Source organism: Streptomyces sp. NPDC002537 (genome assembly GCF_053594975.1).
Genome location: NZ_JBSFWT010000053.1, coordinates 24,219 through 37,787, shown reverse-complemented (window position 1 = coordinate 37,787; position 13,569 = coordinate 24,219). Strand labels below are relative to the sequence as shown.

The window sequence follows — 13,569 nt, the reverse complement described above, 5'->3', positions numbered from 1 at the left end:
ACAGTTCGTCCAGCCGAGCCGTGCTCTGTAGGTCAGCACAGATCGGCTGATCACGCCACCCTTGTGCACACCACCCCGAGAAGGAGGAGACATGGCCCAGCCCCCGGCTTCCGGCCGGTCCACGTCTTCCTCGCCGTCACGGAGCGCGGACCGCCTGCTGCTGCGGATGTCCCGCGACGGGCGCGGCTGGACGGCCGTGCTGGCCGTCACCGCACTGCTGGACACGACCGCCCAAGTCGCCCTGCCGGCGCTCCTCGGCCGAACCGTGGACTCTCTCGTGTCCGGGGAGCGGTCCCTTGCCTGGGCGATCGGCTGCACCGGAGCCGTAATCCTCATGGTGGTCTGTGACGCGCTCGGGGAGACGGCCGTGGGCAGCGTCTCCGCCGCAGGAACCGCCTGGCTCCGGCACCGGCTGGTGGACCGGATGCTGGCCATGGGCGACCGGGCCACGCGTCGCTTCCCGCGGGGAGACCTGGTCAGCCGCGTGGTGAACAACGCCTCGGAAGCGGGGAACGCGACCGGCACGGCGGTGTGGACGGTCCTTTCCGTCCTGCCCACGATCGGCAGCGTGATCGCTCTGTGGCTCATCCACCCATGGCTGGCGGTCACCTTCGTCGTGGGTCTGCCCGCGTTGTTCGTCCTCCTCCGGGGCTTCGCCCGGAACGCCACCGAGCTGATGACGCAGTACCAGCGCTGTCAGGGCGGCATCTCCGCCGCCCTGCTCGACGCCCTCGCCGGCATCCGGACCGTCAGGTCCGCCGGGACCCTGGACCGCGAGCAGGACCGTGTACTCCGCGGTCTCCCGGAGCTGAGCTCCCTGGGGCACGGCATGTGGAAAGCCCAGACCGCGATGGCCGCCAAGGGCGCCCTCCTCGTCCCCCTGCTGGAAGTGGCCGTGCTCGCCGTCGCGGGCTTCGCCCTCGCAGCCGACCGCATGAGCCCCGGAGACATGCTGGCGGCCTGGCGCTACGTCTCCCTCGGCGCGGGCTTCGGCATGACGACCATGCTGATGGCCCGCCTGGCCCGGGCCCGAGCCGGAGCGCGCCGCGTCGACGAGGTGCTGTCCGAACCGGTCATGGCCTACGGAACGACAGAGCTGCCCCCCGGGCCGGGCCGCCTGGAGTTCCGCGACGTGTCCCTGAGCAGCGGCCGGTCACAGGTCCTGAACGGCGTGGACCTCGTCGTCCCCGCGGGCACCTCGCTCGCCGTCGTCGGACGGTCGGGGACCGGGAAGTCACTGCTCACAGCCGTGGCAGGCCGCCTGCTCGACCCCGACGACGGGGTGGTCCTGCTGGACGGCGTGCCCCTGCCCTCCCTGGGCCGGCACGGCCTCCGCCGCGCCGTCGGCTACGCCTTCGAACGCCCGGCGCTCGTCGGTGACACGCTGGCCCGGACGATCCTGCTGAGCGCCGGGCAGCCGTCCGACGAGCGCATGGAGCACGCGGCTCGCGCGGCCCAGGCGCACGCCTTCATCCAGCGGCTGCCGCAGGGGTACCGCACGCGGCCCGAGGACGCCCCCCTCTCGGGAGGCGAGGCGCAGCGGATCGGTCTCGCCCGTGCCTTCGCCCACGACGGCCGCGTACTGATCCTCGACGACGCGACGTCCAGCCTCGACACCGCGACGGAGCAGCAGATCGGCTCCGTCCTCACCGACCGGCTGAGCGACCGCACCCGGCTGATCGTCGCCCACCGGGCGTCCACCGCGGCCCGCGCCGACCTGGTCGCGTGGCTCGACGAGGGGCGGGTCCGGGCCCTGGGGAGCCATCAGGAGCTGTGGCACGACCCCGCCTACCGGTCCCTCTTCGCACCGGATTCCGGCGACCGGACCGCGACGGCTCGCCCCCCTTCGCCGCATACCCCGCGCACCGGGAAGGTCACGACCGAGGGAACAGTATGAGCCGCGGCTCGAACAGCGGTAAGGACAAGGCCGACTCGCCGTCCCGCGTCATGCTGGCCGAAGTGGCCGCCTCTCTCAGGGACAAGCGGCGTCTCCTCCTTCCGCTGCTGCTGTGGTCATTGGTCGAGGCCGTACCGGCCTTTCTCACCGGCCAGTTGGTGACGCACGCTGTGGACTCCGGGTTCGCGGCCGACCGGCCGCTGGCCGGGATGGCCTGGCTCGGACTGCTGGGGGCGACCGTGTGCGCCGGAGCGTGGGGAACGCGACAGGTGTATCCCCGGCTGGCGCACATCGTCGAGCCCTTCCGCGACGGCCTGCTGCGGCGCGTGGTGGGGAACTCCCTGCACCGGGCGGCGGACGGACGTCCGGCGGACACCGCGGGAATCGCCCGGCTGACTCAGCAGGTGGAAATCGCGCGTGAGGCGTACGCGGGCCTCGTCATGGTCACCCGGGGGTTCGTCTTCACCGTCGGCGGGGCCCTGCTCGGCATGCTCTGGCTGGCGCCGCCGCTCCTCGTCCTCGTGCTGCCGCCGCTGTGCCTCGGCCTGGCCGGCTTCCTCCTCCTCGCCGGAAAGGTGGCCGCCCGGCAGCGTCGGCTGATGCTGGCCGACGAAGAACTGTCCGAGGCCCTGACCGCTGCCTCCGGAGGTCTGCGCGACATCGTGGCCTGCGGTGCGGAGGACGAGTTCCGTGCCTCTTTGGGGCGGCTGGTAGACGCCCAGGCCCTGGCCGGACGCCGACTCGCCTGGATGGCGACCGTCCGCATCGGCGCCGTCGCGGTGGGAGGCTGGACGCCTCTGCTGCTGGTCGTCGCCGCCGCCCCCTGGCTGCTCCGGCACGGGATGACCGCAGGCGGGATCATGGGCGGTCTCGCCTACGTCACCCAGGGTCTGCTGCCCGCGCTGCGGACCCTGGTCCAGGGCCTGGGCGGGAGCGGCATCAGACTGTCGGTCGCGCTGCACCGGATCTGTGAGACGGGGGCACCGCGCTCTCCGGGGCCGGGCGCACCCCGGCGGCCCACCACTCCGGCGGCTCACCGGGGCCGCTGCGACCTGCTGCTGCACGAGGTGACCTTCAAGTACGGCGCCCGGTCCGATCCTGTGATCGACAACCTGAGCATGGCGATTCCGCACGGCGAGCACCTGGCCGTCGTCGGTCCCAGCGGCATCGGGAAGTCCACCCTGACGAACCTGATCGCCGGAATGCTGGCGCCGGACAGCGGCCGTGTCCTCCTGGGCGGGTCGCCCACGACGGCGCTGGACCCGCAGGCGCTCGCCCGCTGTCGGGTCCTCATCCCCCAGGAGGCATACGTCTTCTCGGGCTCGCTGGAGGAGAACCTCACCTACCTCCGCCCGGAGGCGTCCCCGGAGGACCTGGACCGCGCCATAGCGGCGCTCGGTATGGCCGACCTGGTGACGCGGCTAGGAGGACACCGGGGACACGTCCTGCCGACTGCGCTCTCCGCGGGCGAGCGTCAGCAGGTCGCCCTGGCGCGTGCCTACCTCTCACCGGCCCCCCTCGTCGTCCTGGACGAGGCGACGTGCCATTTGGATCCGGGGGCGGAGGCACGGGCCGAAGAGGCCTTCGCCCGCCGCCCGGGCTCCCTCGTGGTCGTCGCCCACCGCATGAGTTCGGCACTGAGAGCGCGCCGGGTCCTCGTGCTGGACGGAACGCGGGCGACGAGCGGCAGCCACACCGACCTGCTCACGACGTCCCCCCTCTATCGCGATCTCGTCGGGCATTGGAACGACGATCATCGAATGAGGAGCGGAACATGACAGTCGGCCGGACGGGCCGTCGGGCTGAGAGGCCATCCGCTGAGCCGTTTCCGCCACGCCGTGGACACCCCTGAACCCACCCCTCAGGCCAGCGCCTCCCCCACCGCCTCCGCGAAGGCCCTGATGCGGGAGTTCTCGTGGGCGCGGTTCCAGACGAGGCCGAGGGCGGAGTCGGGGAGGCCGGTGACCGTGATGTAGGCGATGTCGCGGCGGCGGTGGTATTCGGCGGTGGAGTGGCAGAGGAGCATCGCGCCGCGGTTGGCGGCGACGAGGGAGAGGCCCTCCTGGAGGGTGGAGACCATGGGGCCCGCGGGGACGGGGAGGCCGGCGGGGGTGCGGGAGGGGGCCTGGGCCTCGCGCCAGTAGACGGGGGCCGGGCCGCGGACGCCGACGAGGGGCGAGTCGGCGAGGTCCTCCGCGCACAGGAGCGTGCGGGACGCGAAGGGGTGCCGCTTGGAGACCGCGAGGTACTGCGGCTGGCGGGAGAAGACGGGACCGAGGGCGAGGGATTCCTCCGCCATGGGCAGCAGGACGACCGCGGTGTCGACCTCGCCGCGGTGCAGCGGCCCGAAGGGGTCGGAGAGCGGCACCTCGGTGATCTCCGTGGAGCAGTCGGGGTAGCGGTCCTCGAAGAGGCCGACGACGGCCATGAAGGCGTCGTCGGCGCTGCCCTGGAAGCCGATCCGCAGGCGGCCCGCGACACCGCGGGCGGCGGCGTGGGCGTCCTCGACGGTGGCGCGGAGAGCGGCGTAGGCGGGCCGCAGGGAGCGGAGGAAGTCCTCGCCGAGCGGGGTGAGCCGGACGCGACGGCTGGTACGTTCCACGAGGCGGGCGCCGATGCGGCTCTCCAGGGAGCGCAGGAGCTGGCTGACGCGCCCCTGCGAGACGTACAGCCGTTCCCCCGCCCGTCCGAAGTGCAGCTCCTCCGAGAGGGCCAGGAAGCACTCCAGCTCGCGGATCTCCAGGCCGCTCGCGGACTTCCGCGCCGTGACCGTCATTCGTGCCCCCACTTCCGCAGGCGGCCCCCGAGTGCGCGGCCCCCTGACACCGCGTCGATTAATCCCCCTCATGGAAGCATTAGGACTTCGCGATTGTTCCCCCCGGCCCCCCGGAGTTGGCTGGGGGCATGGCAAAAGTTGATGACATGACCACCGGGGCCCCGGCCTCGGGGAACACGACGGTGAGGGGGTGGCCGGCCGTCGTGGCGGTGGCGGCCGGGACCTTCACGGTCGTCACGTCGGAGATGTTGCCGGTGGGCCTGCTCACCCCGATCGGGGACGCGCTCGACGTCACCGAGGGCACCGCCGGCCTGACCCTGACCGTCACCGGCATCGTCGGGGCGCTGTCCGCGCCGCTGGTCACCTCCGCGGTGGGCAGGATGGACCGGCGGCTGGTGCTCTGTTACCTGATGGCGCTGCTGACCGCGGCCAACCTGCTCGCGGCGTGGTCGCCGAACTTCGCGGTCATGATGGCGGCGCGCGTGCTCGTCGGCATCGGCATGGGCGGCGTGTGGTCGCTGGCGGGCGGCCTGGCCGGACGGCTGGTCACGCCCGACAAGGCCGGGCCCGCGACCTCCCTGGTGTTCAGCGGCATCGCGGTGGCGTCCGTGCTGGGCGTGCCCGCGGGGACGTACATCGGTGAATGGGCGGGCTGGCGCGAGGCGTTCGTCGCCATCGCCGCGCTCGCGCTGCTGGTCACCGTCGCGATGGCGGTACTGCTGCCGCCGCTGCCCGCGGAGCAGGCGGTCGGACTCGGCGGTGTGATGCGGCTGTTCGGCAACCCCAGGGTGGCCACGGGCCTCGCCGTGGTGGCGCTGCTGGTGTGCGGTCACTTCGCCGCGTACACCTACGTCCGTCCGGTGCTGGAGGATGTCTCCGGCGTGAAGGCGAGCCTGATCGGCACCCTGCTGCTGATCTACGGTGTCGCCGGTGTCGCGGGCAACTTCCTGGCCGGTTCGCGGGTCGGGACGGCCATCAAGGGCACGCTGCTGATGATCAGCGCGGTGCTGGCGGTGTCGGTGCTGCTGGTGCCGAAGCTCGGGGTGTCCACGCCGGGGGCGCTGATCCTGCTGGCGGTCTGGGGCATCTCGTACGGCGGTGTGTCGGTCAGCACGCAGACCTGGCTGTCGACGGCGGCGCCCGAGGCGCGCGAGGGCGTGACCTCCCTGTTCGTGGGCATCTTCAACGGCGCGATCGCCGTGGGCGCCACGGCGGGCGGCCGGATGGTCGACGGCTTCGGCACCGAGTCGGTGATGTACCTGGGCGGTGGCCTGGCGATCGCCGCCCTGCTGGTGACCCTGTTCGGCCGGGTGCCCAAGGCCGGTGCCACAGCGGCTGATTGAGCCGATCGGGCCGATCGGGCCGGACCGGCTGTACCGGACTGCACCGGACCGCATCGAACGGAATCGGACGGAATAGGAACAGCCGGTTCCACTCTGGACCAGCGGCCGCGGAACCCCCGCCGCGGCCGCTTCAGGCTGAGGAAAATTTTTCATTTTCCCGTACTGAAACCCCTAGTTGACGTGACTTTAAAGACCCTATGGCTATTCATTGCAAACCTTGTGCGAGACACCCCTTGTTGTGCATGAATGGTGTGTGGCACCGGCAGAGGTCGCCGCCACGGGGGACACAAGGGGGTACGGGGGGAATGGCCATGCGATCCGGCTACTGCGGCGCGGCTCGACCACGGTCCGACTCAAGGGACCTTGCTCGCGCTTTTCCGGAGCGGAAGGAGCGTGGGAATGAGATCATCTGACGTGCGTCCGGCCGCCCCGGGCGACAGGAGGACGACCGACGCGCACGAGCTCGTGCGCCGCCATCGCGGCACCCTGGACCGCGCGTTGGAGACCATCCGCACCCGGGCCCACTGGTCCCCCTACCCCGAGGATCCCGCCTCCTACGGCCCCGACGGCGCCGCCGAGGGCGAGGCGGCGCACCACCGCTCGCTGGACCGCCACTTCGCGCTGGACCAGCCCGGCCAGGACGGCGTCGTGGGACCCTCCCCCGCCGAAGGTGGCGAGAAATCGCCGTTCGGGCCGGAGTTGGGAATCTCCTACCCGCACCACGACCCCACGGTGCTGCTGCCCGCGATGCGCGAGGCGATGCCGGCCTGGCGGGACGCGGGCGCCGCCGTGCGCGCGGCCGTTTGCGTGGAGATCCTGGCCCGCGTCAACTCCCGTTCGCACGAGTTCGCGCAGGCCGCCGCGCACACCAGTGGCCACAATCCGGTCATGGCGTTCCACGCGGGCGCCGTGCACGCGCAGGACCGCGGGCTGGAGGCCGTCGCCCACGCCGTCGCCGAGCAGACCCGGCTGCCGGGAACCGCCGTGTGGAGCAAGCCGCAGGAGGGCGCCGGGCCCTTCGTCCTCGACAAGACCTTCACGCTGCGGCCGCGCGGCGTCAGCCTGCTGATCGGCAACGCGGTCTTCCCCGCCTGGAACGGCTACCCCGGCTTCTTCGCCTCCCTGGCCACCGGCAACGCCGTCCTCGTCAAGCCGCACCCGCGCGCCGTGCTGCCGCTGGCGCTGACCGTGCACGTGGCGCGCGAGGTGCTGCGCGAGACGGGGTTCGGCCCCGACCTGGTGTGTCTGGCCCCCGAGCGGCCCGGCGAGGCCCTGGCCAAGACCCTCGCCACGCACCCGGACGTCCGCATCGTCGACTACGCGGGCTCCGCGCCCTTCGGCGACTGGCTGGAATCGCATGCCCGCCAGGCGCAGGTGTACGCCGGGAAGTCCGCCGTGAACAGCCTGGTCATCGACTCCACCGCGCACTACCGCGACATGCTCGACAACCTGGCCTTCAGCCTCGCCCTCTACAGCGGGCAGCTGTGCACCAGCCCGCAGAACCTGCTGATCCCGCGCACCGGCATCCGCACCGACGAGGGGCACAAGACGTACGCCGAGATCGTCGCGGACCTCGGCGGCGCCCTCGGCACGCTGCTCGCGGACGACGGGGAGGCGAGCGCCGTGCTCGGCGCGCTGCTCGGGCCCGAGGTGCTCGCCCGGGTCGGGAAGGCCGCCTCGGGCGCGCTCGGCGAGGTCGCCGTGGCCCCGCGCGCGGTCGTCCACCCGGAGTTCCCGGAGGCCGTGATCCGCACGCCCACCGTCGTGGCGCTGGACGCAGGCCGGCCCGAGGACCTGGCGACGCTGTCGGCCGAGTGGCTCGGGCCCGTCTTCTTCGCCGTCGCCGTCGACTCGACGGCCGCGGGCATCGACCTGCTGGCCCGTACGGCACGGGAGCGGGGCGCGCTGTCCGCGGGCGCCTACACCACCTCACCGGACGTCGAGGCGGCGCTCGAGGACGCCTGCGCCGAAGTGGGTGTCATGCTCTCGCTAAATCTGATGGGGCAGTGGTACATCACGCAGTCCGCCGTCTACTCGGACCTGCACGGCACGGGCATGAACCCGGCCGCCAACTCGGTGTACTGCGACGCCGCGTTCGTCGCCGGCCGCTTCCGCACGGTGGGCGTGCGGCGTCACGGCTCCACGGGCCGCTAACCGCCCGTACCGCCCCGCGCCGCACGACCTCCGAGGGAAGGGCGACCCCACACCCATGCTCACCACGTTCACCACACCCGTCGACCGGCCCCTGCGCGGCCGTGAGCGCGAGATGGCACGCGTCCGCGACATCCTCGAACACGGCCGCCACGGCGGCCGCACCCTGCTGATCGTCGAGGGCCGGCCGGGCCTCGGCAAGACCCGGCTGATGCGCGAGTGCATGGCCCTCGCGGACCGCCTCGGCTATGTCACCGCGCCCGCCTCGCGGACCGCGCGCCCGGCCCGCCCCGCCTCCTGGCCGCGCCACCACTTCCAGGCGCCCGGCCACCGCGAGGCGGGCGCCCGGCACCACACGCCGGTCCGTCCCGTCCTCGTGCCGATCGACGAGTTCCAGGGCATCGGACCCGCCTGGACCGAGCAGGCGGCGGCCCTCCGGAACGGCCCGCACCACGACCGGGTCGTCTGGGTGGTGGCCCGCCGCACCGGCCTGGGCCCCGACCCCGCCGGCCTCCTGCTGTCGGACCCCACCGACCACTGCGAACGCATCGCGCTCGGCGCGCTGTCGTCCTCCGCCGCGCTGGAGCTCGCGGCCGACCTCCTGGGCGCGGCGCCCTCGCCGCTCCTCGCCCGCCTCGTGGAGGAGTTCGACGGCCACCCCCGGCTGATCGTCGAACTCCTCACCGGCATGCGGGAGGAACAGAACATCCAGATCGTCGACGACCGCTCCACCCTCGTCTCCAGCCGCCTCCCCGAGCGACTGCGCGCCCGGGTCCGCACGACGCTCGCGCAGTACTCCCCCGAGTGCCGCCAACTGCTGTGCGTGGCGGCCGTCATGGGCGAGGAGGTGGAGTACGAGGAACTGGCCGTCATGCTGCACACCTCGCCCTCCGCGCTGCTGCCCGTCGTGGAGGAGGCCTGCGCCACGGGCATCGTCCGCGACGAGGGCGCGCGGACCGTCTTCCACAACGAGCTGCTGCGGCAGATCATCGACGACTCGGTGCCGGGCGCCCTCAAGCGCGCCCTGTACCGGGAGGCCGCGGTGCTGCGGACCGTGCGCCGCACCCCTGAGAACAACACCCGTACCGACGACCGCGCCGACACCCGCGCCGAAGACCGCACCGACGTCCGTACCGACGTCCGTACCGACGACACCGGCGCACCGGACGGCGCACAGCCGCCGTACGCGCCAGGCCCGGACCACCCCCGGCTCAGCGCCCAGCAGCACGAGCTGATCCGGCTGGTCGGCGAGGGGCTCACCAACCAGCAGATGGCCCGCCGGCTGGGGCTGTCGCCGCACACCGTCAACTACCACCTGCGCAAGCTCTTCAAGTGCTTCGGGGTGAACTCGCGGATCGATCTGCTGAGGGCCGCCGAGCCGCACCGCGCGCCCTCGCCGGCCGACAGGCAGGAACCATGACCGAACGCACTCCGGAGGAGCTCCGTTGACCGCCCTCGCACTGCCCCGCACCTGGCCGAACGGCGCCGCGCCCGAGCCCGGGCGGCGCACCCCCTGGCTGCGGGACGCCCTCGCCGCCGAACCGGACGACGGCAAGTCGCCGCCGCTCGAAGGCGACACCCGGTGCGACGTGTGCATCGTCGGCGGCGGCTACACCGGCCTGTGGACCGCCCTGGAGATCCTGGAACGGGCCCCCGGCACCGACATCGTGCTCATCGACGCCGACATCTGCGGCGGCGGGGCCAGCGGCGCCAACGCCGGTTTCCTGATGCCTATGTGGGCGCGGTTCCGCAGTCTTGTGTCCATCAGCGACCACGAGGAGGCGCGCCGCCTGGGCGAGGCCTCCGAGCGGGCCGTCGACGAGATCCTGTCCTTCGTCGACGAGCACGGCATCGACGCCGGGCACCGGCGCGGGCCCTGGCTGTGGGCCGCCTCCAACCGGGCGCAGCTCGGCGCCTGGGAGGACACCCTCCAGGAACTGGACCGCGCGGGCATCGAGCCGCTGCGCCAGGTCTCCGCCGACGAGGCCCGCCGCATGGTGGGCACGGACTCCCACTACGGCGGTGTCGTCGACCCCGGCTGCGCGACCGTCCAGCCCGCGAAGCTCACCCGCGGCATGCGGCGCGTGGCCCTGGAGAAGGGCGTCCGCATCCACGAGCAGACGCCGCTGACCGGGCTGCGGACCGGTGTGCGGACGGAGGCGGTGACGCCCCGCGGCACGGTCTCCGCCGACCGGGTGGTGCTGGCCATCAACGCCTGGGCCGGTCAACTGGAGGACATCGGGCGGCGCATGGTGACCATAGCCAGCGACACCGTCCTCACCGCGCCCGTCCCGGAGCGGCTCGCCGAGCGCGGCTGGACGGACGGCACGTCCGTCTGCGACTCGCGGCGGCGGCTGAACTACTACCGCACCACCCCCGACGGGCGGCTCGTCTTCGGCAAGGGCGGCTCCGGGATCTCCTACGGCCGCACCGGCCCCGACACCATGTGGGGACGGCCGCTGCGGCCCGCCGAGATGCGGCGGCAGTTCCTGCGGATCTTCCCGGACCTGGCCGACGTGCCGGTCGCCGGGGCGTGGACGGCGCCCGTGGAGTATGCAGTGACGGGGGTGCCGTTCGCCGGGTGGCTGCGGTCGGTGCCGAACGTCTGTTACGGCACCGGGTATTCGGGGGACGGGGTCGGGCCGTCGAAGCTGATGGCCAAGGTTCTGGCGTCGCTCGTGCTGGGCACGCGCGACGAGTGGTCCTCCTCGGGCTTCGCCCGGACCCCTGGCGGGGTGCTGCCGCCGGAGCCGTTCCGGTTCGCGGGGTCGCGGGCCGTGCTTCCCGCCCTCCGGGCGGTGGAGGAACGTGAGGACCGGGGGGCGTTCGTTCCGGGCCCTGTGAAGCGGCTGGTGTCGATCGACCCGTCGGCGTTCCGCCGACCTTGACCCGTACGGGAGTTCTTGGGCCCCCGGCTGCGGGCCGGTTCGCCGCCTGCGGCGGGAGCGGCCTACGGCCGCGTCCTCAAACGCCGGACGGGCTGGAATTACGGGCCATGACCACTGAGAGGGGCCGGGAGCGAAACTCTCACCTGCGGGCCGGTTCGCCGCCTACGGCGGGGGCGGCCTGCGGCCGCGTCCTCAAACGCCGGACGGGCTGGAATTGCCGGCCTTGACCTCGAAACTGCGGGGCATGACCGCTGGGAGGAGTCAGGAGCGAAGCCCTCACCTGCGGGCCGGTTCGCCGCCTACGGCGGAGGCGGCCTGCGGCCGCGTCCTCAAGCGCCGGACGGGCTGATTTTGCTGGTGTAGTCCGCAGTCTGCGGGCCGCAGGGCAAAGAGCCACGGTCCGTGCAATCCAGCCCGTCCGGCGTTTGAGGACACCGCGCGTCAGCGCGTGATCGGTGCCAGATACCGGTCCAGCGCAGCATCCGGCAGGACACGGGAGAGGACTCCCATCCGGCGCGCGTCCGTGCCCACGGAATACCGCGTACGCGGAGAGGCATCCGTCAAGGCGCGGGTCACCGCGCGGGCGAAGTGCGACGGGGTCGTCGAACTCGTGCGCGCGCCGCGCTCGTTCTGGTGGAGGAAGCGGTTGAAAGGGATGCGGTAGAGCTCGGCGACCGGCTCGGGGACGGCTTCGAGCGCGGCGCGGGCCGTGTCGGAGACCTTGCCCCAGATGGGGGTCAGGATGGCGCCGGGCTGCACCACGGAGACGTCGACGCCGAAGGCGCGCAGCTCGCGGCGGAGGACGTCGGTGAGGGCCTCCTTGGCGAACTGGGCGGCGGAGTAGGCGCCCATGTAGGGGATCGCGACGCTGCCGAGCCCGGAGGTCACGTTGACGACGCGGCCCCGGCTGCGCCGGAGCGCCGGCAGGAAGGCGCGGGTGACCGCGAGCTGCCCGACGACGTTGGTGTCGAGCTGACGGCGCAGCTCGTCCGTGGTGACGCACTCCAGGGGCGCGGAGACGCACACCCCGGCGTTGTTGACCACGGCCCACAGGCCGTCGTCGCCGGTCGCCCCGGCGATCTCCTCGGCCGCGGCGGCGATCGACCCGTCGTCGGTCACGTCGAGGAGGACGGGCGTGAGCCCGCCGTACGCGGCGGCGGTGAGCCCGTCGCCGTCGGCGGCCCCGCGGACCCCGGCGAAGACGCGGAAGCCGGTCTCCGCGAGGTGCAGGGCGGCGGCGCGGCCGAGCCCGGTGGAGGCCCCGGTGACCAGGACGGCGCGGCCCGCCGGGGACAGGGGTGCACGGCGGCTAGCGGGCATGGCGGACCTCCGCGGGGACGTGGCCGGGGAAGGTGAGGGAGTCCTCCAGGGTCCGGGTGAGCCGGGCCGCCGGGAGGAACTTGAAGTAGGCGTCGCGGATCGGGCGCCGGACCGGGTTCTCCGACTGCTCGAAGTCGCTGATGCCGCGGGAGGCGGCGACCATGCCGCGGGCGCGCTCGCGGCGCTCGTCCTCGTAGCGGCGCAGGCCGCGGGTGAGGTCGTCGGCCCGTCCGAGCACCCGGGCGAGGACGGCGGCGTCCTCCATGGCCATGCCGGAGCCCTGTCCGAGGCTGGTGAGCATGGGGTGCGCGGCGTCGCCGAGGAGGGTCACCGGGCCCTTGCCCCAGCGCTCCAGGAAGGGCCGGTCGCGGGAGGGGACGGCGATGATGGACTCCTCGGGGGTGACCCGGATCGCCTTCTGCACCTCGTCGGCCCAGCCCTCGTAGGCGCGCAGGACCTCGGACTTGCCGCCGCGCCACTCACGGGACTGCGCGGCCGGCATGTTCTTGGTGCCCCACCAGTAGAGGCGGCCGCCGCCCATGTCGACCAGGCCGAAGCGCTTGCCGCTGCCCCAGTAGTGGGTGACGGAGCCCTTGGTGAAGCGCGGGTGCTCGAAGGGCACGACGGCGAGCCACACGATGTAGCCGCTGTCCTTGGAGGGCTCGCCGGGGCCGACGAGCTGACGGCGGACGACGGAGTTGAAGCCGTCGGCGCCGATGAGGATGTCGCCGTGCGCCTCGCGCCCGTCCTCGAAGGTGACGCGTACGCCGCCGCCGTCCTCGTCGGTGACGAACTCCTTCGCCGTGGCGCCGAGTTCGATCGGTATGCCCTCGGCGGCCTCCAGCAGGGCCTGCTGGAGGTCGGAGCGGGTGATGAGGACGCTGGGCACGCCGAGCCGCTCGATGATGCCGGGGAACGGGAACTCCCTGATCAGCCGGCCGCGGGCGGTCCTGACGTGGTACGACTCCAGGACCTGGCCGCGCTTCTCCAGACCGAGGTCGACGCCGATGGAGTCGAGGGCGGCGATGGCGTTGCTCATCACGGACAGCCCCGACCCGGCGGCCTTCAGCTCGCCGGCCCGCTCGTAGACCTCGACGTCGAGGCCCACCTTGCGCAGGGAGACGGCGGTGGCGAGACCGCCGATGCCCGCGCCGATGACGATGGCCTTCCCGGCCTGCTTCTTCCGACTCATGA

Annotated in this window: 9 protein-coding genes; 6 read left to right on the top strand and 3 right to left on the bottom strand. The window is 73.0% G+C overall.

The window, feature by feature from the left end:
* Nucleotides 1-91: 91 nt before the first annotated feature.
* Both ACWD4A_RS22860 and ACWD4A_RS22855 read left to right on the top strand, forming a co-directional pair.
* Entirely contained in the window at nt 92-1,897 is a 1,806-nt protein-coding gene (locus tag ACWD4A_RS22860; RefSeq protein WP_451196701.1) for an ABC transporter ATP-binding protein, read from the top strand.
* Nucleotides 1,894-3,675 carry an ATP-binding cassette domain-containing protein gene (locus ACWD4A_RS22855; RefSeq protein ID WP_451196700.1) on the top strand — a complete coding sequence of 594 codons (1,782 nt, stop codon included), beginning with the start codon at nt 1,894-1,896 and terminating at the stop codon, nt 3,673-3,675. The genes ACWD4A_RS22860 and ACWD4A_RS22855 overlap by 4 nt, the downstream gene beginning before the upstream one ends.
* An 83-nt stretch (nt 3,676-3,758) precedes the next feature.
* On the opposite strand, the gene ACWD4A_RS22850 is transcribed toward ACWD4A_RS22855, so the two are convergent.
* Nucleotides 3,759-4,673 (bottom strand): LysR family transcriptional regulator, encoded by a 915-nt coding sequence (locus ACWD4A_RS22850; protein ID WP_451196697.1) that lies wholly within the window; start codon nt 4,671-4,673, stop codon nt 3,759-3,761.
* 146 nt (nt 4,674-4,819) lie between these two features.
* Between ACWD4A_RS22850 and ACWD4A_RS22845 the strand changes: the two genes are divergently transcribed.
* The 4 genes from ACWD4A_RS22845 (at nt 4,820) to ACWD4A_RS22830 (ending at nt 11,055) form a co-directional block, all read left to right on the top strand.
* Nucleotides 4,820-6,016: an MFS transporter gene (locus tag ACWD4A_RS22845; protein ID WP_451196695.1), complete on the top strand. Its 1,197-nt coding sequence runs from the start codon at nt 4,820-4,822 to the stop codon at nt 6,014-6,016.
* Between the two features lie 399 nt (nt 6,017-6,415).
* On the top strand, nt 6,416-8,170 hold the full coding sequence (gene paaN / locus ACWD4A_RS22840) for a phenylacetic acid degradation protein PaaN (protein ID WP_451196693.1): 1,755 nt from the start codon (nt 6,416-6,418) through the stop codon (nt 8,168-8,170).
* A gap of 55 nt (nt 8,171-8,225) precedes the next feature.
* Complete coding sequence (locus ACWD4A_RS22835; RefSeq protein ID WP_451196691.1) at nt 8,226-9,587, top strand: LuxR C-terminal-related transcriptional regulator; 1,362 nt, start codon at nt 8,226-8,228, stop codon at nt 9,585-9,587.
* 25 nt (nt 9,588-9,612) lie between these two features.
* Complete coding sequence (locus ACWD4A_RS22830) at nt 9,613-11,055, top strand: NAD(P)/FAD-dependent oxidoreductase (protein ID WP_451196689.1); 1,443 nt, start codon at nt 9,613-9,615, stop codon at nt 11,053-11,055.
* Between the two features lie 441 nt (nt 11,056-11,496).
* On the opposite strand, the gene ACWD4A_RS22825 is transcribed toward ACWD4A_RS22830, so the two are convergent.
* Nucleotides 11,497-12,375: an SDR family NAD(P)-dependent oxidoreductase gene (locus ACWD4A_RS22825; RefSeq protein WP_451196687.1), complete on the bottom strand. Its 879-nt coding sequence runs from the start codon at nt 12,373-12,375 to the stop codon at nt 11,497-11,499.
* Nucleotides 12,365-13,567, bottom strand: a complete 1,203-nt coding sequence (locus tag ACWD4A_RS22820) for an FAD-dependent monooxygenase (RefSeq protein WP_451196685.1) — start codon at nt 13,565-13,567, stop codon at nt 12,365-12,367. The genes ACWD4A_RS22825 and ACWD4A_RS22820 overlap by 11 nt, the downstream gene beginning before the upstream one ends.
* Between the last annotated feature and the right edge of the window lie 2 nt (nt 13,568-13,569).

What these genes read in the sequence shown, in the direction of transcription:
- ACWD4A_RS22860 (WP_451196701.1), top strand. Translation starts at nt 92, where the DNA reads ATGGCCCAGCCCCCGGCTTCCGGCCGGTCCACGTCTTCCTCGCCGTCA.
- ACWD4A_RS22855 (WP_451196700.1), top strand. Translation starts at nt 1,894, where the DNA reads ATGAGCCGCGGCTCGAACAGCGGTAAGGACAAGGCCGACTCGCCGTCC.
- ACWD4A_RS22850 (WP_451196697.1), bottom strand. Translation starts at nt 4,673, where the DNA reads ATGACGGTCACGGCGCGGAAGTCCGCGAGCGGCCTGGAGATCCGCGAG.
- ACWD4A_RS22845 (WP_451196695.1), top strand. Translation starts at nt 4,820, where the DNA reads ATGACCACCGGGGCCCCGGCCTCGGGGAACACGACGGTGAGGGGGTGG.
- paaN (WP_451196693.1), top strand. Translation starts at nt 6,416, where the DNA reads ATGAGATCATCTGACGTGCGTCCGGCCGCCCCGGGCGACAGGAGGACG.
- ACWD4A_RS22835 (WP_451196691.1), top strand. Translation starts at nt 8,226, where the DNA reads ATGCTCACCACGTTCACCACACCCGTCGACCGGCCCCTGCGCGGCCGT.
- ACWD4A_RS22825 (WP_451196687.1), bottom strand. Translation starts at nt 12,375, where the DNA reads ATGCCCGCTAGCCGCCGTGCACCCCTGTCCCCGGCGGGCCGCGCCGTC.
- ACWD4A_RS22820 (WP_451196685.1), bottom strand. Translation starts at nt 13,567, where the DNA reads ATGAGTCGGAAGAAGCAGGCCGGGAAGGCCATCGTCATCGGCGCGGGC.